Consider the following 21750-nt stretch of genomic DNA (forward strand, 5'->3'; position numbering starts at 1 on the left):
AGAGAAGAATTATGAAAAAGATAGGTTTGTTTTATGCTACCAAAGCCGAAAGAACGAGTTGGGTGGCAGAGAAAATACAGAAAGAGTTTGGTGAAGACAAGATAGAAGTAGTGCCTATCGAGCAGGCTTGGCAAAATGATTTTGCAGCTTATGACTGCTTCATTGTGGGTGCTTCCACTTGGTTTGACGGAGAACTTCCTACTTATTGGGACGAACTGTTGCCGGAGCTCCGGACAATGAAATTGAAAGGTAAGAAGGTTGCTATCTTTGGTTTGGGAGATCAGATACGCTATCCGGAAAATTTTGCAGATGGAATCGGTTTGCTGGCAGAAGTCTTTGAAGGGGATGAGGCTACCTTGGTCGGTTTTACTTCTTCCGAGGGTTACACTTTCGAACGTTCCAAGGCTTTACGTGGCGAGCAGTGGTGCGGGTTGGTTGTCGATTTGGATAATCAGTCCGAACAGGCGGAAAAGAAAATCAAAGCATGGTGCCAACAGGTCAAAAAAGAGTTTGCGTAACAGCTTTGTTTCTCTTTATAAGATAGTGACGCTATCCGATACAAATAGTGACGGTATATGCTATGGATAGCGTCACTATCCCACGCGTATACCGTCACTATTTTCCGCATCAATCAGAAGGCTTCTGCCGACTCTTATCCTTTATAAATAAACTTCACCTCTGCCCAGCGATTCTTCTCTTTATAATGAACGAAAGTCAGTCCGTTCTTCTCCGCTTCTTCGCGGATGGCAGCAATATCGTCTACATAAAATCCACTCATATAGAGTTCGGAATCTGTATGCATGCAGGCAACATATTGCTTCATGTCATTTAGTAATATATTCCGGTTGATATTGGCAATAATAACGTCGAACGGTCCTTTCCCAATAAGGGACGAAGCATCTCCTTCTGAAACGGTAATATCGTCTACGTGGTTCAATTCGATGTTTTCGATGGAGTTTCGTACGCACCATTCATCAATGTCGATGGCTGTACAGGGACGTGCGCCCCGCATACGTGCGAGGATGGCAAGAATCGAAGTTCCGCAGCCCATATCGAGCAGGGATTTATCTTTCAGTTCGCTGTCTAACAATTCTTCAATGATGAGGCTGGTAGTCTCGTGGTGTCCTGTTCCGAAGGCCATTTGAGGATTGATGACGATATCATATTCCGCTTTGGGGACATCTTGGTGGAAAGTGCTGTGGATCACACATCGGTTTCCGATAATGATGGGTTGGAAGAAATTCTTTTCCCATTCTTCATTCCAGTCCTTATCTTCCGCTTCGGTGTATGTATAAGTAATATCCGTATCGGGTAGGGGGAACTCGGCGATGGCAATCTTGATGGCGTTTTCATCACACAATGTCTGTTGGATATATGCGGCCAGTCCGCCTTCACATTCAACAAAACTTTCAAATCCGACTTCACCCAGTATGGCAGCCAGTACATCATTGACGGTTTCGGTACAAGGCTGGGTGCGGAATGTGAACTCAAAATACTTCATAGTTGTTTTTAATTCTGGTGAATAATGTGCAAAGATAGTTAGAAATAGGGATTTCCCTATTATCCTTTGGGGAAAATCTCCCCCGGACGAAAAATCTCTTCCTTATCTTTGTAACGTGAATAAGTTTAAGTAATTACATAAACCGAGATGATATGAAAAAGATTGTTTATTTCTTGCTATTTGCCTTGTGCCTTCCGATAGGTATCTTTGCGCAAAGCGTTGATGACGACCTTTACTTCGTGCCTTCCAAAGACAAACAGGAGAAGAAAGAAACTCCGGTTAAGAAGGAAACGAAGAAACAGGTGACGACTAACATCTATACTTCACCGGGTACTACAGTAGTGGTTCAGGACCGTAAGGGAAGAACACGGGATGTGGATGAATATAACCGCCGTTACGATGCACGTGAAAATGAATTCGTAATGGATAATGATACCTTATATATAAAAGAAAAATCTAATCCGGATCTGGACGGAGAATGGGTGACGGGCGAATTCAATGGTACGGAAGACGACTATGAATACGCTGAACGTATCATCCGTTTCCGTAATCCGCGTTTTGCTATCAGTATCAGCAGTCCGTTGTATTGGGATGTAGTTTACGGTCCGAATTCATGGGATTGGAACGTATATACCGATGGTATGTATGCTTACGCATTCCCGACGTTCAGTAATCCACTCTGGTGGGATTGGCGTTATGGCTCTTACGGCTGGGGATGGAACTATGGCTGGGGATGGAATCGTCCTTACTATGCTTGGGGATATTCTCCGGGTTATTGGGGCGGCTGGTATGGTGGCTACTGGGGTGGCTGGTATGGCGGCGGATATTGGGGACATCACCACCACTGGCACGGTGGTCCTAGCTGGGGCTGGGGCGGAGGTGGAAGCGGTCGTTGGACAGGTCCTACCTATACAAACCGTCGTTCTTCCGGACAAAGCAGTTACAGAAATCCTTCCACTATTCGTCGTTATGGTTCGAGTGCTGTTCGTTCCAGTGGTTCTTCTGTTCGGGGAGGCTCTGCTGTTCGTTCAGAAGGTAGTTCTGTTCGTTCTTCTGGTTCTACTTATAGTAGGGGAACTACTTCTAGGCGTGTAGTGGGTACACGGACTTCAAGTGAACGCAGTAGCTCAAGTAGTCGTAGCAGTGCTACTTATTCTCGTCCAAGCAGTACTAGAAGTAGTGGAAGTTCTTCATCTTCCCGTTCGACTGGTTCTTCGCGTTCATCTGGAACCACCACTAGGAGCAGTAGTGCAAGATCAACTTATAGTCGTGGTAGTTCAGAAGCACCGCGTAGTTATTCTCCAGCAAGTAATAGTAATACCCGTTCTTCTTCCTATGATACTTCTCGTTCTTCTTCACGTAGTTATTCTCCAGCTTCGTCAGGTAGTAGTTCTCGGGGCAGTTATTCGAGCGGTGGTTCTTCTAGGTCATCATCAGGTGGGGGCTCCTCTCGTAGCGGCAGTGCCAGAAGATAAGTATTAATTAAACGGTTTTACAAGAATGAAAAAGATAAGTGTTTTAATTGCTCTAGGGATGCTGACGATAGCGCCTTGGGGAATGGCACAAACGATATATGACGGTGCCAAACTAACAGGAAAAGATTTAAATGGAACTGCTCGATTTGTGGGTATGGGTGGAGCTATGGGAGCTCTTGGAGGAGACATATCTACGATGGGGACTAATCCGGCAGGTATTGGCCTTTATCGCAGTAATGATGTAATGACTTCATTTGGGTTTTCTCTTTATGGGAATGAAAGCCTGTATTTGGGGAAAAAGTTTAATTCCGATTTAACTAAAGGAGATTTTAATAACATCGGGTTTGTATTTTCTTCGAAGATTGGTAATGAAACTCCGCTGCGTTTTGTGAATTTCGGTTTTAACTATCATAAAGCGAAATCATTTAATAACAACATGCGCATGGAAGGTAATTTGGGACTTTACTCCCAAACCTATCTAATGGCATCTCAAGCAGCTGGCATTGAAAAATGGGGAGATTCGCCTTATACGGATAATGGTATTGGTTGGCTATCTATTTTAGGAGCTGATGCTGGATTGATTAGGGATATAACAATACATGACAAAACAGGAGGGGTAAACAATATTCCTTATACCTATAAGGATGAAGAGGGGAAGGAGGTACAGTATAAGGATATAAATGGTAATCCTCTTTATATCTCTCCTGGACATTTTGAAGGAATGTTGGATAATGGATATGCAAATTTTCGTTCGGAAGAACGCGGTGGAATTGATCAATATGATTTTAATGTATCATTTAATTTTAATGATCGGGTATATTTAGGGTTGACGCTGGGTGCTTATTCTGTAGATTATAACAAGTATACTTTTTATGATGAGGATTATGGAAACGATGAAGGATATAGTTTGCAGAGTTGGAATAGAATAAAGGGGTCTGGCTTTGACGTGAAGTTGGGGGCTATTATTCGTCCTTTTGAATATTCGCCTTTTCGAGTTGGATTAGCTATACATACGCCAATATTCTATAGTTTGGATTATAAAACGAGTGCACAAGTTATATCGGATGTGATGGATGTTGTAACTGGAGAAATAAAGGGATATGACGTGAGATCATGGGATAATCTTCCAGGAAAAGGGGATATGATTCTTCCTTTCGATTTTCAAACTCCTTGGACTTATAATGTAAGTTTAGGATATACGGTGGGCAAAAGCTTGGCTTTGGGAGCAGAGTATGAGTATCAAGATTATTCTTCCATGAAATTTAAAGATACCGAAGGTAATTCTTCGGCTTATGAATTTGAGAATAGTACGACATCTATGTTGAAAGGGGTTAGTACGGTTCGTCTTGGTTTAGAGTATAAAGTGATTCCACAATTTGCTTTTAGGGCAGGTTATAATTATACTACGGCTGCTTTCCATAAGGATGCTTTCAAGGATTTGCCAATTAATTCTATCCAGACAGATACGGACTTTGCCAATTCTAAATCAATGAGTAATTATACATTGGGTATTGGTTATCGCGGATCAATGTTTTATGCTGATTTGGCTTATAAGTTCTCTACGTATAAAGAAAACTTCTATCCGTTTGTGAATGGATTTATAGATGAAGATGGTAGTACAGTCATTGGTTCACCGGAAGCAACGAAAGTTACGAATACACGCAGTCAAGTGTTGTTTACCGTAGGTATGCGCTTCTAATCTAATAAAGAGACAGTTTTCAATTTCAATAATAACTTTTGTGTGTAAAAAATCCCTGGAATGCTGAGTGTCTACAGCGGTTCCGGGGATTTTTATTAGTATCACTTTTTATTCTTTAGTCTTATCTGAATAGTGGAGTTCGTTCGTCAATGATTCCGCGTCTTGCGTACATTTTTACTGCTACAGGAGTTCCGGCTTCTATGGTAATGTCCTCCTCTGCAATGATAGGTTCTTCTTTACCGTCTTCAAGGATAACCGTTCCTATTTTCTCGCCGGCTTTGATGATCTGCGGAATCAAGTTAGTCAAGATACCTTCAGATACTTTCCGGATATCAATGTATTCCGGTTTTGCATTGGGGTCAGCTTCGATTTTGCCGCTGAACAGGTCTTGCACACCTTTGTTCTTCAAGAAAAGTTTAACGATTGCTTTACCTTCGTACGGCTGGTTGTTCTCGTCAAGCAGAACGACGGGCGTTGTCATTCTCTTAAATGCAAGAGCAACGTTCTTAGAACCTTTGTTGGCTTGGGCTGTACCGAACAAATATTCTAAGCCACCCTTGATTTCACGATAGCGGCTGCCCAATGATCTGGTAGTAGCAGCTTCGCCGGTCAATTCAGGGTAATGAGCATAGAAAGTAACCGTTTCCGAATCGGTGCCTGCTTCGTTCCAGGTCTGGCTATCCATGCCTATGGCAAACGGATGATAATCCTGCTCGGCAACGGACATGGAGATGACATCTCCGGCAGCGAAATTGCTCTTTAACGGAAGTGTCAGACTGCTGCTGTTACGAGTAAGAGCATTGTTGATACTTTGGTCAATAGAAGTGGAAAAGTCGATCACTCCTTTACTGGGATCTTGCAGTTCTTCTTGCTGTTGACAACTGAACAGGCATACTGATGCCATAACAAATAAAAGGCTTTTTCTTTTCATTTGAGAGTAATTAATAGGTTAATAATAGTGAGAGGTTTTCTAATATTCTACTCTGTCTTCTTTGGCCACCCAGGCTTTGAAGGCAGTAAGGGCTTCATTATGTAGTAGGATTTCGGAAGGCAGCTTTCTGTCTTCAGGCTTCAGTTCCAGTTCGTCATAGATAAAAGAGTCGTCGAAGCCGATGTTCTTGGCATCGGTCTTGTTGTTTCCATAGTACATCTTATCCAGGCGTGCCCAGTAAATAGCACCCAAGCACATGGGGCAAGGTTCGCAGGAAGTATAGATTTCGTATCCGCTAAGATCAAACGTTCCGAGTTTGGCAGCTGCGGCACGTATGGCGCTTACTTCGGCGTGAGCCGTAGGATCACAAGATGCAGTGACACGGTTAACTCCTGTTGCAACTATTTCTCCATCTTTCGTGGCAATCACAGCACCGAAAGGACCTCCACCATTTTCAACATTCTCTTTAGAAAGCTCAATCGCTTTTCTCATTAAAGCTTCTTTAGTCATGGCACAAAAAATATATTGTTAGTTTCATTTTCTCTTTGCTTCTTTCTACAAAGATAGAAAAAACTAACAATATACAATGGAATGTCCCTATTAATTTTTTAACAATACCGGTAGAATCCGGAAAAAGGAGGAACTTATTTTTGCTTTATTTAGGGTTATAGCTTACCCAAGATCTTGTCCATTACCCAGTTAGTCAACGTTGCGCTTTCACCGTCGCAAGAGCAAACCGATTTACCCAATAAGTGATCTACTACTGCTTGGATAAGAGGCTGTTGTACGTGTTCCGGGTTACCGATGCAGATTTCTTCCCGTCCTTTTTCGGTATGCAGTCCGATAGGTTCGTAAGTAAAGACAGAGAAGCAAATCATTCCTTTGTCACCGATAATCTCTATGCGGTCTTCGCGGGCAGAATCGTGGGCTACGAAGCACCAGGAACCACTACCCACCAATCCGTTGTCAAATTGGAAACAGGCGCTTAATGTATCTTCGGCAGGATAAAGCCCGCCGCGATTACTCTTGTAACCGCTTGCTTCGAGGATGCAACCGAACATATCCTGCAACAAATCAATCTGATGCGGAGCAAGGTCGTAGAAGTAGCCGCCTCCGGCAATGTCAGCCTGCACACGCCAGGGAAGATTATCGCGATTGTAATCCAGATCGCGTGGTGGCTGGGCAAAACGAATCTGTACATTGATAACGTTGCCGATCGTCCCGTTCTCTACTAATTCTTTTACTTTCTGGAAATAGGGAAGATAACGGCGATAGTATGCTACGAAACAGGGAACTCCCGTTTCATTGGATATGCGGTTGATTCGGGTACATTCTTCATACGTCACCGCCATTGGCTTCTCAATATAGGCCGGTTTGCCCGCTTTCATGGACATAATGGCATACGTAGCGTGTGAAGAAGGAGGAGTGGCGATATAGACAGCGTTTACTTCCGGATCATCTATCAACTCCTGTGCATCGTCATACCATTTTTTGATTCCTCTCTCTTTGGCATACGCTTTCGCTTTCGCGCCGTCACGACTCATCACGGCTACGACTTCCGAATGTTCTACTTTCTGGAAAGCGGGACCGCTTTTCGTTTTAGTTACTTCTCCGCAGCCAATGAAACCCCATTTGATAATCTTTTCATTCATAATATAATATACCTATTGTGTCTGTTCTAACAACCCCCAAAGATAAAGCTATTTTTTGTCAAGAGCAACTTTATTGATTATTAACTTAGCAGGGACAGTGGGAAAACAGACATTATGCTTTGTTTCAATAGAAGCTCCGTTTTACCGGAACAGAGGCTCTGTTTCAGGCAAACATAACGTCTGTTTGAGGCGGATATATGCTTCATTTCGGTAAGAAGCAAGGTGAACACTGCTGATCCTCCGGCTGAAGAGCCGTAACCACCAGGCAAAGCGAAAAGAAAGCCGGGGCGGGGAGAGGTTTTCTCCGGATGGATAAAAAGAAAGGAGGGAATTGCGACTCCCTCCTTTGTGTGCAGTTTAATTGAAACTACTTTATCATTAACTCTGTAAAGATACGACATTCGAAAGCGAAAGTCAAGTCTTTGGGAGTTTATTTCTCGTAATACACATCCATTGTGATAGTATTGAGCTCCTTCTTTTCTCCAAGAGTAATACTCTTTATCCTTATAATACCCATTTTATTTTTGTTCGTGTTTTTAAAGACAAGAACATCATTTTCGGTTACAGTAGGAGTGCTCGTTGAAGGATTGAGGCTGCCAATATCTTTCTTTATATCTGTAATTTCGCCATTCAATACTTTCTGAATCAACGTGTTTTCAGTTTCCTTTTTTGAATCCAGTAACTTGAATTGAGTTTTCAGCGAAGTGCGTACAGTGGAATAATCCTTGCCATCACTGGATAGGGGTGAATCACCACATATTTGTGCCTTCATGAAATTATCGTTGATGTTGGCCGGATTGAGCAGGCGTGCTGCTGCGCTGCTAGTAGCATCCATGGCAAAGTCTACATTTGCTTGATTATCAAACAAGTCGCAAGGTGTGATTGTGCGTCCTGCAGAAGCGTCGAAAAGAGCACATTCAGTGGCCGGAGCTCCTAATGTTATATTCTCCCAATAAAGATAAGTAAGTACTACCGTGGCTTTCTTCACTTTCACCGTACCAATAGAGGCTGTCTCCTTATCGCTTTTACCATAAATCAGAGTCACTGTAAATTCGGTGTCGGCATCCACTTCCGGTGCTTTGAAGGTAAAACCTGTCGCTCCGGGATTGGTTATGACTATGTCGGACGAGACACCTCCTGCTTTTGTCAGGCGAACCGTGCTGACTACATTCAGGTTAGTCCCTTCAATCGTGACATCTTTTCCCGTTTCCACTTCCCGGCTGTCACTTGCCACACTACCACCGGGAACAACTTCTTTCACCGTAAATTTGCCCGGCACTATCAATGTCTGATCGTTTCCAAGCGAATTATCATACACAAGCGTGATCGTAAATTCGGTATCGGCATCTACTTCCGGTGCTTTGAAAGTGATTTCGGTAGCCTTCTTATTGTCAATCGTAACAGACTCTCCATTGGCTTGAATAGCCTTGATGATATTCAGGTTCGTTCCTGTGATAGTGATTACATCTCCTGGTTTTACCTCACCTGATAAGGTCGTGGAAGTGGTAGGGATGACAGGAGCAATATAAACAGTCAGTTCCTCACATACAACGAGACGATGAACGGAGTTGTAAAGCACAGCGAGAGAAATAACATTTGTCTCTTCGAACACTTCCGTAGGTACGTAAACCGTGAGCGATTGATGGTCACGATCTGCCTGCGGCGTTTTGATATCTAACGTAGTAACATCACCAAAGTAAACTTTAGATATGAGATGCATATTGTCACCCGTCAGAGTGATGGTTTCTCCCGGTTGTACGGTTGTTGCCCCCATGGTGTTGACAGACGTTTGCGGAATATCAATATCATTATCGCGGGTGCATCCGTTCAGCAGGCATATCAGGCAGCACAAGGCTGCCGTCAATGCGGTGGTTAATGTATAATTTCTTTTTTTCATGTTCTTTCTTTTTTAGCGTTGATAGTAAACATCGAATGTAATGTAGGCGATACCTTGATTATTCTTGTCGCCGTTATTGATGTTGTTGGTCTGACTGTAATCTACGAATACATCCAGAATATCAAGAATACCATATTTATCCTTGTGGTTATTGTAGAATACGACTACACTGCCTTTATCAAATACCTGTTCGCTTACGAAACCTTCCGGTTCTTTGGGCATACCCGACGAGTCTTTGTCATTCGGCTTGCGCGTACGTGCAGAACTCTTGGTTATATTCAGACTGGTAAAGAGTGACGGAGTGATTTCCAGTTGATCTCTGCCTGCTCTGATTTGTTCGATAAGCGCGGCATGAGTGGTAGGATTCAGAACATAGAACCTTGTTTGCACTGCCGTGAAAGGAGCAAATATCGTGAAGTTCTCCGCATTAGGCACAGCCGCTGTTCCGCACCAGTAATTCTTCAAGTTGTTTTTGGTGTTGGCCGGATCAGGATTAAGTATCGCATCCGGTGAATTGAGTGCAAAGTCGAGTCCGCTGTTCACATATCCGGCGAAGTCTATCTTATCAAAATTCTCTTCCTCTTTCAGTACACAAGGAGTGCATATCGGATTGCCGTCCGCAGAATTACCGTTGAGCATACTGCCATAACCATACTTGCTGTTACGCGTTCCTATTGCCTGATTGGCACTGAACAAGTTCTTCATGCGAATCACCTCGCAAGCGTCGGATAAGATAATTTCCTTCGTTTCTCTATAATAGGTCACTTTAATCTTCACGGTGCGTGTCTCCGGCAAAGTGGGTACTCTGAAAACAATGGTACTTCCATCCTGGCTGACCGGTGCATACTTTTCTTCTCCGAAATAGATATACTCAATCAGGTTGAGGTTTTTGCCGCCCAATGTGAGCAGGCTTCTTTCCATTAGACTTTCCTGATCTATCTTCTCTATTTCCGGTTCATCCTTTTCTACAATAAAGTCACCGGACTCTCCTTTAATTTCAGATTCGCCTCCTGTCTGGTTGGTATACTTTAATGATACAGTTGCCTCGTCATCAATAATAAACGGCACTTTTACCGCGATCTCTTTTTCACTTTGATAAATGATCTCTCCCTCTTCGTCGCCCATAAAGACCTTTGAGATAATGTCAAGGTCAGCTCCCAAAATCTCGACGTTGTTTCCTACTCTTCCACCTTTCGGGAAGTCAGTCACATGTGGAGTAGGATAGGTGACGGAGAATGATTGCGCACTTTCTGTGCGGGTGCTTTCGCCGGCATCGTCCTTGCGGGAAGTGGCAAGCACGATTTTTCCGCTTTTTGTTCCTTCACGTGGCACAACAATCACGATTTCCTGTTGTGACAGTTTATAAAGTATCTGGCTTTCTACACCACCGATGGTTGCAGAAACGATATCGCGCAGATTACTACCTTTCACCGTAATCTCCGTACCGGCTTTTCCGCTGGTTGGGGTAAACTCACTGATTTCCGGTGCACCTTGTATTTCAGTTTCAATACTCAACTTTTCGTTGCAGCCCGTCAGTGCCGCAAGTACGAAAAGGAGGATGAAGTAATGAAGTTTATTTTTCATGCTGTTTTCGTTTTAAAGATTAGTAATTGGGATTCTGGGTAACTACGCTCGGATTATTGTCTATCACGCTTTGCGGGATAGGAAGCAGTAGTTGCCAGTCGGCAATCTTATTCACAGTGAAAGCATATTTGTCATAGAAACCTTCCGTTTCGGTGATTTGCTTGTTGACTACTTCCACTGCTTTGCCCCAACGCAGGAGGTCGAACCAACGTTGGTTCTCGAATGCCAGTTCCAGACGGCGTTCTTTTTCCAGTTTTTCGCGGAAAGCATATCTCACAGGCACTTCAGAAGCAGCTATGGCAGCCAGTCCGGCACGGCGGCGCACTTCGTTGAGATAAGGAAGTCCGGTGGCGGGGCCATCTGTTTCGTTCAACACTTCGGCATACATAAGCAGCACATCGGCATGACGAATGACAGGCCAGTCGTTTTCTCCATCATAACGTACGCTCACGGGAGAAACGAACTTCTTGATATAAGCCGATTGATCTGAAATGACCACCGGGTCTTTCTTGCTCGGATCGATATAATGGTCGGTCACGCTGGCCTCCTTACGCAAATCACCTTCCGGATAAATTCCGAGAACTTCTGTTGTCGGATAGTTACGTCCGTCACCGTCACCCGTCACTACATTGGCGCCGCTCTTGGTAGGAGCAAAAGTATTGGCAAAAGGCGAGCCGATACCCAGACTACCGGATTTATAGCGGATGGCAAAGATAATCTCATCGTTCATTTCTTTGGAAATATCGAATACATCGGAATAACTAACCGTCAACTGATCTCCTTTTACATCCACCACAGCTTTGAGCAAGCTCTTGGCTTCCGTATATTTCCCAAGAGTCAGGTAAACTTTGGCCAGCAGGGATTGAGCCGCTGCCTGCGTCACCCGTCCCAAGTCTGCTATGTTGTATGTAATTCCTTCCAAGTTGTCAACGGATCTTTGAAGGTCGTCGATAATCTGCTTGTAAGTCGCTTCCACGCTGCTACGATCTTTTTTCATGGCTTCGGCCACACTCAATTCCTCCGTAACAATGAAGGTAGGGCCGAAAAGACGTACGAGGTTGAAGTAATGGTATGCACGGATGAAACGTACTTCTCCTTCAAATTGTGCCCGTTTCTTCTCGTTGGTTACGACAGCCAGATTCTCGGGAGCCAATACGTTATTGCAACTGTTGATATTGCTGTAAGTGGCTTCCCAGTAAGTACGTATGTTGGCATTGCTGGCATCCATGGTACCGAGGTCCAGCGCCTGTTGTTGCAGGAACGCATCGTTGGTCGAACTGTTGCTGTTCATACGCGTATTGTCGGCACGCAGTTCGGTCAGTGTCCATTCGATATTCAATGGAGCCTGCATTCCTCCGTAGCAACCGATGACGGCAGTATTCATTTCGGCTTCATTCTTGTAGAATGAACCGTCGGGGATATAGGAGTCCGGTGTAATGTTGAGGTCGCAGGAAGAAAGACCCAATACACAAGCGGACAGACTGGCGGTAAATATATGTTTTAGTTTCATTACTGTACGTTTTAAGGTGATTAGAAGTTAAGTTCGAATCCGATATTGACGGTAGACTGTATCGGGAATCCTCCACGCTGGTATCCGTTGACCAATGGGGAAGAGTAGGAGCCTGTAGTTACACGGGCTTCGGGATTGATTCCCCGGTAGCTTTTTCCCCAGAAGTAGAGCAGGTTCTGACCGGAAGCATAAAGGCGGAGTGAATTGAGTCCTGCCTTTTTCAACTTCTTCTTGTCGAAGGTATAACCGAGAACTACATCACGCAGGGCCACGAATGAACCGTCTTCAATCATATAGTCGGTGAACTCCCATGAAATACCTGCCGAACCGACAGTAGGAGTACGTCCGTCACCCGGATATTCGGCGCTGATCCAACGGTCTTTCACATAATTGCGGTTGAACTTCTTGGATTCGGTGTAGTAGCCGTCACCATTGAATACATCCAGTCCGCTTACCCCTTGAATGAGGAAGTAAAGATCGAATCCTTTCCATCTGAAAGTATTTGAAATACCCCAGGTTGCTTTCGGGAACGGATTACCGATGACGGTACGGTCTTTGTCGTTGATAACGCCGTCATCATTGATGTCTACAATCTTGAGACTGCCCGGTGTGGCACTTGCCAAGTGTGGGGAAGCGTCGAGATCCGCCTGGTTGAGATAAACACCGTCGGTTTTGTAACCGAAGAATGAGATGGCGCGGTGTCCTACTTGTGCCAAGTATGTTTCATTACGTTCGCCGGTAGAGATCAGTCTCTCTTCGCCGGACAGTTCGAGCAGCTTGTTGAAGTTGGACGAGAGATTGAACGAAGTAGTCCATTCGAAGTTCTTGGTGCGAATGTTGTGCGTGTTCAACTCGATTTCAATACCACTGTTGCGGATACGTCCGATATTGTTCCAGTAATCACTGTAACCCATGAAAGAAACGACCGGTTGTTTGAACAGCAATTGTTTGGTGATGGAATAGTAACCTTCCAGAGTCAGGCTGATACGGTTGTCCAGTGCGCTGAAGTCGATACCGGCGTTGTATTCGTACGTCTGTTCCCAAGTGATGTCATGGTTACCTTTGGTAGAGGTAGTCTTACCCAGTCCGGGGATCAGTGCGCCTGTTCCGCTACCCAACGCATAGTTGCTGGCGTAAAGCAGATTGTAATAAGAGTTGGCAGGAATATTATTGTTACCCGTCACACCAAAGCTGGCACGCAGCTTCAGCATATTCAGCCAGCTTACGCCTTTCAGGAAGGCTTCTTCCGAAGCACGCCATCCGAGTGATACGGAAGGGAACCAACCCCACTGTTTACCGTCGGCAAAAAGAGAACTACCGTCCGTACGCAGACTGGCGGAAACAAGATATTTGTCAGCATAGCTGTAATTGACACGTGCAAGGGCAGACATCATAGCGGTACGGAACTTAATGGTGTTCGTTTGGCTGACGTCGAAAGAAGTGGCCGCATTGAGCGTATGCACATAATCGGTAGGGAAGCCCAGACCTACGATGCTGGCTGTCGTTTCCGAGGTAGTCTGTGCGGTGTAACCCAATAAGGCTGCATAATCATGCTTACCTTTCTTGCCGATGTAGTTCAGTGTGTTTTCACTCAACAAGTCGACATAGAGACGGTTTTTGTAAGTACCCATAGCCGACTCTTCGTCTTTGCGGGATTCGTAGTTACGGTATTCGTTGTTCTGACGATATTTAATGTAGAAACCGTTGGAAGTGGTGAAAGTCAACCCTTTCATGATTTGTACATTGATAGAGGAATTGGCTTGCAGGTTATAGTCTTCCTTGAAGCGTTCTTCGGTATCCATCAATGACTTCGGATTGTTGTTGCTGGTATTGAACGGACTGGCTTTCACTTGCGTACCGTCTTCACGTGTGTACATGATGTTACTGAAGTCGCTACCGCGTGCCCACGAACCGATGGCTTTTCCTGTGAGGGCTGCCGTTTCTTCCGTATGACGTACCGGCATGAAAGACGGTGTACGGTAGAAATCGATGAAGTTGGTTGACGGTGTTTCCGTTTTGGTGTAGGACGGAGCTATGTTCAGGCTAAGATCTACCCGTTTGGACAACTTCGCATTGATGCGCGAACGAAGGTTCAAACGTTTGTAGTTGCTGTTAATCATAATACCGTCTTCCTGTGCATAGTTGCCGGAGATGTAATACGTAATGTCTTTTTTGCCGCCCGATACGGAGAGTTGTACCTGATGAATCTGCGGAGTGTCCTGCAATCCTTCCCGTTGCCAGTCGGTATAATTATTGATAAGTCCGAAGGCTTCGTCGTTGGCTGCTATGGATTTGTTTTGCAAGGCGGCTTCATAGCCCATCATGTTATAATAGTCTTTCGAACTCATGATCGGATGCAGTTTATACGCCCACTTTAATCCGGTAGAGGCTTTCACACTGTATTTCGCTTTGCTGGCGTTTCCTTCTTTGGTCGTTACCAAAATGACGCCATTCGCTGCACGTGAACCGTAGATAGCGGCGGAAGCGGCATCTTTCAATACTTCGATAGAAGCAATATCCGCCATATCGAGTGTAGAGAGTCCTTCGGGAACAGGGTAACCGTCGATGACAATCAGAGGAGAACTGTCGGCACTGATAGAACCCATACCACGTACACGGATTTGCGGAGCAGCTCCGGCCTCGGAAGTGGAGTTCTGAATATTAACACCGGCAATCTTTCCTTGCAGCAGTTGGTCTACTTGTGTCACGGGAATATCTGTCAGGTTGTTGACGTCCATCTTGGATACAGACCCGGTCAGGTGGGATTTCTTCTGCACGCCATAACCTACCACCACTACTTCATCCAACACTTTCGTATCTTCTTTTAAGTTGATATTCAGCATCTTCTGATTATTGACGGGTATTTCCTGCGTCGTATATCCGATGTAGGAGATGACAAGGACAGATTTGGAAGAGGGGACATTCAATGTAAATTTGCCGTCCATATCGGTGATAGTACCGGTGGTACTTCCTTTCACCTTCACATTTACTCCGGGAACACCGCCTTGACTATCGGCGACTGTACCGGTGACAGTAAATGATTGCGCGTAGACAACCGTTACGAACGGGGTACATAACAATAACAACATTGCTATCATTAAAGGGTAATAAAACGATTTGTTCCTCATGATATTAGGATTTAAATAAAGGATTATTCTAAACTATACATTAAATTCAGACGGCTGGAAGCAGAAGTGGTGCGATATTTGGCACCGATCGCTTCATATCCAGCTTTCGGGTCGAAGAAAGAGGCTTTGCGGAGCACCCAGCAGGCTTCATCCTGTTTCTTGTCCCATTCTTTGATTTGCTGGTAAGGCCATTCGCTCTGCGGCTTGCCGATATAGGGAATGGTAAATTTCAGTGCGGCAGTGATGGAACGTCCGTCTTCGCTGGCGGCGTTATAGATATCTATACCTTCCGTTGCGCCAATGAAAGACATATCCAGCATGTGCGTCAGGTTGAAGAGGGTATAACCGAAAGCAGTTGTGCGTTCCAATTCCAGCGGTTGTTTGCCGTCCGGTTCAATTTGAGAAAACAGACGCTTTGCCGGGAATTCTTTTAGAATCTGGATTGCCAATTCTTTGTTGCCGATATACAGGGCGTACGCTGTCAGTTGCACGTCATAAGCCAGGCCATGATTGTTCTTGGCGGCATTTTCTTCGGCGGCGACAGGGCTTGTCTGTATCCACTCTACAAACTGCGTGAACCATTCTTTCATTCCTTTTTTGATGGCGGGTGTCATGGCTTTCGAGCTATCCAGCAGGGTAAGCGCATCCAGCATTTCTACGAAGCAGTAAGTATCAATCATACCTGTTCCGCGTCCCAGGCCATCTCTGCGGCCGGGAATGGTCTGACCGTAATTCAGGTTCGGATTCATTTTTGTTTTGGCGTCCAGGAACCATACTTTCAGAAAGTCGGTTGCTTTCTTCGCATATTGCTCGTTGCCCGAGAAATAGTAAGCAATCCCCAGTGTGGTAACGGCTTTTGCCATGTTTCCCAACCGGTCACGGTCTAACTTGGACAGTTCGGGATTGCGTTGCCCGTCTTTGCGGATATAAGGCAAGCCGTCCGGTTTGGAAGGATCGGGCCACCAGTAAGGTCCCATACTCATGTAATCGTGTTTGTCTCCGCTGGAGGCTGTCATACTTTTATCCATCACCGAAGGAGGAGTCAGGTTCATAGCTTTGTCGGCCTCTTTCATTAACGTTTTGATAGCCGGGGCGTATGTAGGAGTATCGGCTTTAGCCTTCACTTTAGCCAGCTTTTCAGCAGGATAGATGCGGGTGTTGACGGTTTGTGCGTTCATTGGAAGCAGGCAAACCAGTGCAAAAGCACTCAATAACAGGTTTCTCATAATGATTCTATTTTTAGCAAATTAGTTTAACCATAATAAAGGATGACGGATGGGAAGGTTGCGTATCACTTCCTCGTTGGTGGGGAAATGTTCCAACTGTTTCCATGTCTGAAAATACTCTTTCCGGTAATGATGAAGACTACCGAATAGTAAGAACGGGTGTGCCACCGGCCATTCTTCCCAAAACATAATGTCCGGTTGACGTTTCCATGAACCTTTGTCTTTGACGAAGGGAAATAGCCAGGAGATTCCTCTTTCAATGTTCCGTCCGTCTGTGGTGGTATAGTCCCATAAATTCTCTTCGGGAGTTGTCAGCAAATGGCAGAGGGTAGTCATTGCGTCGAGGTTGAAAAGAGAATAACCATACGGTTTGGTGCGTTCCAACTCCAAAGGGAAACTGCCGTCGGCAGCCATTTGGTTGGGTAGTAACACGCTCCGGTAACGTTCGCGGCAGAAACGGAGCATTTCTTCATTTTGCGTGAACAAGGCAAATGCTGCCACTTGCATAGTCCAGCAAGTGCCGTGGTTGTTCTTGGCTTCCATCTCGTTGATACCGTAACGATGCGTAGATAACCAGGTCAGGTAATCGGAGAACCACAAGCGGATGGTTTGCAGTTCTTTGTCTTCGATGATTCCCTGCGCTTCCATCAGGCGGAGTGACTGTGCCACTTCAATCAGATGGATGGTATCGATAATGCCTATCCCACGTCCGGTTGCAATGCCTTTGATGGCTTGTGCATACAGCAAGTTCGGATTCATCATCGTTTTCTGATCGATAAACCAGGCACGGATATGGCGCATGGCAGCATCGGTGTATTTCTTGTCTCCTGTCAGTATCCAGGCGGAAGTCAGATCTCCGACTAACTGGCTGAAGCGTATCATGGCATGCCGGTGGGCGGTGAAATTATCCGGATTGGTTTCTCCGTCACGGCGGATAAACGGACCGGTCGGGTTTTGCGGATTCTCCCACCAGTAGTCACCTTCGGAATAGAAGTCGTGAATACCTCCTGCGCTTCTTTCGGCGCGGGTGGCTGTGACGGTCACCGGTACGGACTCCAGTGCAGCGTCCGCCCGTTTCAGGGTTTCAGTCTGCAGGAGTTGGCGTACTTGACCTTTCACATTTTCCCCGGCCATCACTGTGGTGAAGCTGAAGAGCAGTATAAATAATCCTATTGAAACGTTCTGTTTTCTCATTGTGCTTTCAATTGAGTATAAGCGGTCTTGATTCCATCCGATTGAACGGATAGGTAACAGGTATCAGTCACTTTGACCCGTATCATGGCTTTTCCATTGTAAGCCTGTACCTTGCGTGAGCCGGTTGAAGTTCCCAGGTTTTGGATAAGTTCTCCGTCTCCGGCAGCTTCAAACGAAATCAGGTTGGCTGCATCCAGGCAGGAAATTCCTTTGTCGTCTGTCAGCTGGGCTTCTACGCAGATGATATTTTCTCCTTCAGGATAACTTGTCAATTTCAGTTGTTTCGGTTCTCCCCATTGGGCGGTTTGGTAGGCAACTGTGATTTCGTCGGAAATCGCTTCTTTGCTTTTTACCGCAACAGCTTTCAGTTGGTTCTCTCCTTCGCGCAACACACATTTCCAATGCAGTCCGGCTGCGGGAAAGTCTTGACTGTTGCGTTGCTTAATACCTTGACTGACTCCGTTCACAAACAGTTCTACTGCCGGACAGTTGGAGTAAACCAATATTTCTTTCGGTTCGTTTGCTGCTCCCCAACGTGTCGGCCAGGTATGACCGTAAATGTGTATCATTGGCTTCTGCGTCCAATAAGACTGGAACACATAGAACACTTCTTTCTTGGCAAAATCCCGTTCGATAACTCCTTTTTGATTGACGTAGGGAACAGGATTCTCCGGTCGTAGGGGAGTGGAGAAATCTTTGAAAGGCCAGTAGGCAGTTCCCGTAAGCCAAGTCATGGTTTCTTGTTCTTTCAAATGCCAGTCCACCAGTTTCACGATGTATGATTCCGACCAGTCTCCGTCTCTGGAAGCACGGGCATCTCCTCCCACGAGAGAGAAATCTCCCGCCCGTTCGTCGGCACCAACTCCGGCAGGGATTCCACCTAATGATTTGAAAGGATCTTCTGCGTGGCGTCTGGCGTGAGAGTCACCTCCCCATTCTACATGTAGGAAGTGTTTCACTTGTTTCATCTCTTTTTCCGATACGCTTTTGTAGTCGGTAAACTTGCCACGATACCAGCCTGCCCAGATGGAAGGAGAGTATACATCGACAATATCTTTGCAGAAGTCACAGCGACGGATGGAAGTGACGCGTGACGGGTCCAGGCGGTGTGCCAGGTCGTTCAGCTCTTTCATAAAGGCACGTATCTGCGATTGTTCGAAAGTAGGGAAATCATTCGGCCAGTCGTTTTCATTACCCAATCCCCACAGAATAACGGAAGGGTGGTTGTGATGTTGGGTAATCATGTTGGTTAGCATCCGGCGGGCTTGTATTTTATAAGTTTCTCCACCCAATCCGCCACGGCACCAGGGGATTTCTTCCCACACGAGGATACCTAATTCGTCACACAGGCGAAGGATGATGTTTGATTGCTGGTAATGTCCCAGGCGGATGAAGTTGACCCCCATTTCTTTCATGAGTTTCATTTCCGTCACCATTTGCTCTTCTGTCATGGCGGCTCCTACACCTGCATGGTCTTCGTGGCGGTGAGTACCTTTTAATAACAGGCGTTTTCCGTTTAGCTTGAAAGGACCGTAGTCTACAAATTCGAAGTGGCGGAAACCGATGGGTTCTGTTACTGTTTGTTCGCCTTCGGCTGTTTGGAGGGTAAACTCACAAGTATATAGCTGTGGCTGGTCAGGGCTCCAAAGCATCGGATTCTTGATAGCGATGTCAAACAGATGTACTTCTCCCAATGGTAGAATGTCCGTGGCGGTTTGTTCGGCCACTTTCTTTCCGTTCGGGTCTTTCAGAGTGAAGCGAACCGTAGCTTGGCGGGTGTCATTCGGATTGTAGAAGTTGGCTTGCACTTTCAGTGTTGCGCTCTTCAAGTCCTTCTGCACTGGGGTTTCCAGTTTAAAACCTACAAAAGAAAGGGCGGGCTGATAAATTAGGTTTACGTAGCGGTAAAGTCCTCCGTATACGTTGAAGTCTGATAAATCCGAAGGAATCATTTCTGTATCTCTTGAATTGTCGCAACGGATGGACAAAGGTACTTTGCCGTTGAACCGCTTGCGGCAATCGGGATTGGCTAATGCTTCACGGATTGCTTCTGTGATGTCTACGCTCCATTCATCGTAACCTCCTACGTGGCTGCCGACTTTGCGGGTGTAGATATATACTTCTGTTTTCTGTCCGGCTCCTTCAAATTCGAGGATCGTGCGGCCGTTGGTTGCCGGGTTCTGAATATCGAGCAGGGTGCGATACCATCCGGGACCCTGGTAATAGTTTACGTCCGGGTCTACGGCATCTTCCGCGTTGAAACAGTGGGGCAGGGTAACTGGCTGCCAAATGGGTACAGCTTCCGAAGAACCGGGGGCGGCTGCACGTACGGCTTCCCAAATGCTTCCGAGGTCACCTTTTAGATATTCCCATTGGCCGGTCAGCCGGATTCGTTGGCTGGCGGGAATCTTGGCACTTGCCGGAAGGGCTAGTACGGTAAAGGCTGTCAGTATATAGATAAGTAGCTTTTTCATGGTTCTTATAGATGATGATCGTTATAGTTTCTGTTCTTTTTCCAGTTTGTTTTTCCGTATCAATGCTTCGAGGAAATAATAGTCGGCATATACGATGGGCACATCAATTTCGCTGTTATGAGGTTTGGAGCCGGTGCTGTGGAGAAGTAGAAAACCGTTGTCGCCGTTTGGTTTCGCACGGTAGTGGGCAGTGAGGTTCTCTAAAATCCGGTCGGCTTCTTCTTTGTAAAGGTCTTTATGTTCCGGTACGTAGGTACTTAGTTCATAGAGTGCGGAAGCGATGCAGGTGGCTGCGGACGCATCCCGCGGTTCATTCGGAATTTCCGGAGCGTTGAAATCCCAGTAAGGTATCAGGTCTTCCGGCAGATTGGGGTGGGTGAAGATATATCTTTCGATATGCTTCGCTTGTTCCAGGAATTCAGGGAGTCCGGTTTCGCGGTAACACATCGTGTAGCCATACAGCGCCCATGCCTGTCCGCGTGCCCATGCCGATGAGTCGGCGTATCCCTGGTGGGTCACCTTGCAGATGGGGTTGCCGGTGATTGTATCATAGTTTACGACGTGGTACGTACTGTAATCGTCACGGAAGTGATTTTTCATGGTTGTACGTGCGTGGTTGACTGCTATATTATAAAAGGTGGAGTCATTCGTTTCGCGGGAAGCCCAGAATAGTAATTCCAAATTCAGCATGTTGTCGATGATAACGGGACATTCCCATTGGTCGGCATGGTGATCCCAGGAACGGATGCAACCTACGTTCGGCTTGTAGCGGGTAATGAGCGTACGTGCTGATTCGATCAGTATATCTTTATAGGTGGGATTACCGGTCAGACGATAGCCATTGCCGTAGCTACAATACATCTTGAATCCCATGTCGTGGGTAGTGCCGTTCTTCTTTTCTCGTTCCAGCATTTCTGTATGTTTCTCTGCTTTCTCTTTCCAGAAAGGATCGTGCGTATATTCATATACATACCAGAGTTCACCGGGAAAGAATCCGCTGGTCCAGTCTTTGGAAGGGACGAGACGCAGAGAACCGTCCGGTTCTGTATTACGGGGATTAGTCAGTTCACCCCATTGTTTGGCGATTCTTTTTTCTTTGCTTTCCTGTGATTCGTTGGCGCGTGCTTCATCTATTTTAGGAAAAGCATATTTGAGTTGTTGCTCGGCAAATGCAAAATTAGAATCAATCAGGTTTTGCTTTTGGGGAGACTGACAGCCAACTAAAAATGCTGTCCCGATGCTAAGTGCTAAAAGATAATGTTTCATATTTGTTTCCATATTATTATTTCTAAGTCGATGTTGCAAATGTATGGAAACGGAATAAAAAGGGCTTGTCCAGCTGTGCCGTAAATTTGCAAAATCATCCCAATTTCATTGGAACAATCGCTTCTATATCGCTCTTGGGACGTTTTTTATAATCTGGGATGATTTTGCAAACTATGTGATAAGTACTGCATCATAATTAAAAGGATCATTTTA

15 protein-coding genes are annotated in these 21750 nt (G+C 45.6%); 3 read left to right on the top strand and 12 right to left on the bottom strand.

Going from position 1 to position 21750, the window contains the following annotated elements; all coding sequences use genetic code 11:
• The first annotated feature begins 11 nt into the window (after nucleotides 1-11).
• Nucleotides 12-518, top strand: a complete 507-nt coding sequence (locus GD631_RS12865) for a flavodoxin (RefSeq protein WP_004314967.1) — start codon at nucleotides 12-14, stop codon at nucleotides 516-518.
• Nucleotides 519-652: 134 nt separating this feature from the next.
• Here GD631_RS12865 and prmA read toward each other — a convergent pair whose 3' ends face one another.
• On the bottom strand, nucleotides 653-1501 hold the full coding sequence (prmA, locus tag GD631_RS12870) for a 50S ribosomal protein L11 methyltransferase (RefSeq protein ID WP_143257355.1): 849 nt from the start codon (nucleotides 1499-1501) through the stop codon (nucleotides 653-655).
• A 152-nt stretch (nucleotides 1502-1653) separates the two neighbouring features.
• Between prmA and GD631_RS12875 the strand changes: the two genes are divergently transcribed.
• Together GD631_RS12875 and GD631_RS12880 are read left to right on the top strand one after the other, a co-directional pair.
• Entirely contained in the window at nucleotides 1654-2976 is a 1323-nt protein-coding gene (locus GD631_RS12875) for a hypothetical protein (protein ID WP_143257356.1), read from the top strand.
• Nucleotides 2977-3001: 25 nt separating this feature from the next.
• On the top strand, nucleotides 3002-4675 hold the full coding sequence (locus tag GD631_RS12880; protein WP_143257357.1) for an OmpP1/FadL family transporter: 1674 nt from the start codon (nucleotides 3002-3004) through the stop codon (nucleotides 4673-4675).
• A 121-nt stretch (nucleotides 4676-4796) separates the two neighbouring features.
• On the opposite strand, the gene GD631_RS12885 is transcribed toward GD631_RS12880, so the two are convergent.
• The 11 genes from GD631_RS12885 to GD631_RS12935 all read right to left on the bottom strand — a co-directional run bounded on the left by GD631_RS12885 (nucleotide 4797) and on the right by GD631_RS12935 (nucleotide 21549).
• A complete protein-coding gene (locus GD631_RS12885; RefSeq protein ID WP_143257358.1) occupies nucleotides 4797-5606 on the bottom strand; it encodes a fimbrillin family protein in 810 nt (269 codons plus the stop codon).
• A 39-nt stretch (nucleotides 5607-5645) separates the two neighbouring features.
• Nucleotides 5646-6116, bottom strand: a complete 471-nt coding sequence (locus tag GD631_RS12890; RefSeq protein ID WP_055235476.1) for a nucleoside deaminase — start codon at nucleotides 6114-6116, stop codon at nucleotides 5646-5648.
• Between the two features lie 155 nt (nucleotides 6117-6271).
• Nucleotides 6272-7258, bottom strand: coding sequence for a Gfo/Idh/MocA family protein (locus tag GD631_RS12895; RefSeq protein WP_143257359.1), 987 nt, complete (start codon nucleotides 7256-7258; stop codon nucleotides 6272-6274).
• A 430-nt stretch (nucleotides 7259-7688) separates the two neighbouring features.
• Nucleotides 7689-9155 (bottom strand): IPT/TIG domain-containing protein, encoded by a 1467-nt coding sequence (locus GD631_RS12900; protein WP_143257360.1) that lies wholly within the window; start codon nucleotides 9153-9155, stop codon nucleotides 7689-7691.
• Between the two features lie 12 nt (nucleotides 9156-9167).
• On the bottom strand, nucleotides 9168-10739 hold the full coding sequence (locus tag GD631_RS12905; RefSeq protein WP_143257361.1) for an IPT/TIG domain-containing protein: 1572 nt from the start codon (nucleotides 10737-10739) through the stop codon (nucleotides 9168-9170).
• Between the two features lie 19 nt (nucleotides 10740-10758).
• Nucleotides 10759-12249, bottom strand: coding sequence for a RagB/SusD family nutrient uptake outer membrane protein (locus GD631_RS12910; protein WP_143257362.1), 1491 nt, complete (start codon nucleotides 12247-12249; stop codon nucleotides 10759-10761).
• 20 nt (nucleotides 12250-12269) lie between these two features.
• Complete coding sequence (locus tag GD631_RS12915; RefSeq protein ID WP_143257363.1) at nucleotides 12270-15377, bottom strand: SusC/RagA family TonB-linked outer membrane protein; 3108 nt, start codon at nucleotides 15375-15377, stop codon at nucleotides 12270-12272.
• Nucleotides 15378-15400: 23 nt separating this feature from the next.
• On the bottom strand, nucleotides 15401-16603 hold the full coding sequence (locus GD631_RS12920; RefSeq protein WP_143257364.1) for an alginate lyase family protein: 1203 nt from the start codon (nucleotides 16601-16603) through the stop codon (nucleotides 15401-15403).
• Nucleotides 16604-16624: 21 nt separating this feature from the next.
• Complete coding sequence (locus GD631_RS12925; protein ID WP_143257365.1) at nucleotides 16625-17797, bottom strand: alginate lyase family protein; 1173 nt, start codon at nucleotides 17795-17797, stop codon at nucleotides 16625-16627.
• Nucleotides 17794-20271 (bottom strand): glycoside hydrolase family 2 TIM barrel-domain containing protein, encoded by a 2478-nt coding sequence (locus tag GD631_RS12930; protein WP_143257366.1) that lies wholly within the window; start codon nucleotides 20269-20271, stop codon nucleotides 17794-17796. Before GD631_RS12930 ends, GD631_RS12925 begins: the two co-directional genes overlap by 4 nt.
• Before the next feature lie 21 nt (nucleotides 20272-20292).
• Entirely contained in the window at nucleotides 20293-21549 is a 1257-nt protein-coding gene (locus GD631_RS12935; RefSeq protein ID WP_143257367.1) for a glycoside hydrolase family 88 protein, read from the bottom strand.
• Between the last annotated feature and the right edge of the window lie 201 nt (nucleotides 21550-21750).

The sequence above is a fragment of the Bacteroides luhongzhouii genome (assembly GCF_009193295.2).
GTDB lineage: Bacteria > Bacteroidota > Bacteroidia > Bacteroidales > Bacteroidaceae > Bacteroides > Bacteroides luhongzhouii.

Coding starts and splice junctions, on each gene's coding strand:
- GD631_RS12865 (WP_004314967.1), top strand. CDS start 12: ATGAAAAAGATAGGTTTGTTTTATGCTACCAAAGCCGAAAGAACGAGT.
- prmA (WP_143257355.1), bottom strand. CDS start 1,501: ATGAAGTATTTTGAGTTCACATTCCGCACCCAGCCTTGTACCGAAACC.
- GD631_RS12875 (WP_143257356.1), top strand. CDS start 1,654: ATGAAAAAGATTGTTTATTTCTTGCTATTTGCCTTGTGCCTTCCGATA.
- GD631_RS12880 (WP_143257357.1), top strand. CDS start 3,002: ATGAAAAAGATAAGTGTTTTAATTGCTCTAGGGATGCTGACGATAGCG.
- GD631_RS12885 (WP_143257358.1), bottom strand. CDS start 5,606: ATGAAAAGAAAAAGCCTTTTATTTGTTATGGCATCAGTATGCCTGTTC.
- GD631_RS12890 (WP_055235476.1), bottom strand. CDS start 6,116: ATGACTAAAGAAGCTTTAATGAGAAAAGCGATTGAGCTTTCTAAAGAG.
- GD631_RS12895 (WP_143257359.1), bottom strand. CDS start 7,258: ATGAATGAAAAGATTATCAAATGGGGTTTCATTGGCTGCGGAGAAGTA.
- GD631_RS12900 (WP_143257360.1), bottom strand. CDS start 9,155: ATGAAAAAAAGAAATTATACATTAACCACCGCATTGACGGCAGCCTTG.
- GD631_RS12905 (WP_143257361.1), bottom strand. CDS start 10,739: ATGAAAAATAAACTTCATTACTTCATCCTCCTTTTCGTACTTGCGGCA.
- GD631_RS12910 (WP_143257362.1), bottom strand. CDS start 12,249: ATGAAACTAAAACATATATTTACCGCCAGTCTGTCCGCTTGTGTATTG.
- GD631_RS12915 (WP_143257363.1), bottom strand. CDS start 15,377: ATGAGGAACAAATCGTTTTATTACCCTTTAATGATAGCAATGTTGTTA.
- GD631_RS12920 (WP_143257364.1), bottom strand. CDS start 16,603: ATGAGAAACCTGTTATTGAGTGCTTTTGCACTGGTTTGCCTGCTTCCA.
- GD631_RS12925 (WP_143257365.1), bottom strand. CDS start 17,797: ATGAGAAAACAGAACGTTTCAATAGGATTATTTATACTGCTCTTCAGC.
- GD631_RS12930 (WP_143257366.1), bottom strand. CDS start 20,271: ATGAAAAAGCTACTTATCTATATACTGACAGCCTTTACCGTACTAGCC.
- GD631_RS12935 (WP_143257367.1), bottom strand. CDS start 21,549: ATGGAAACAAATATGAAACATTATCTTTTAGCACTTAGCATCGGGACA.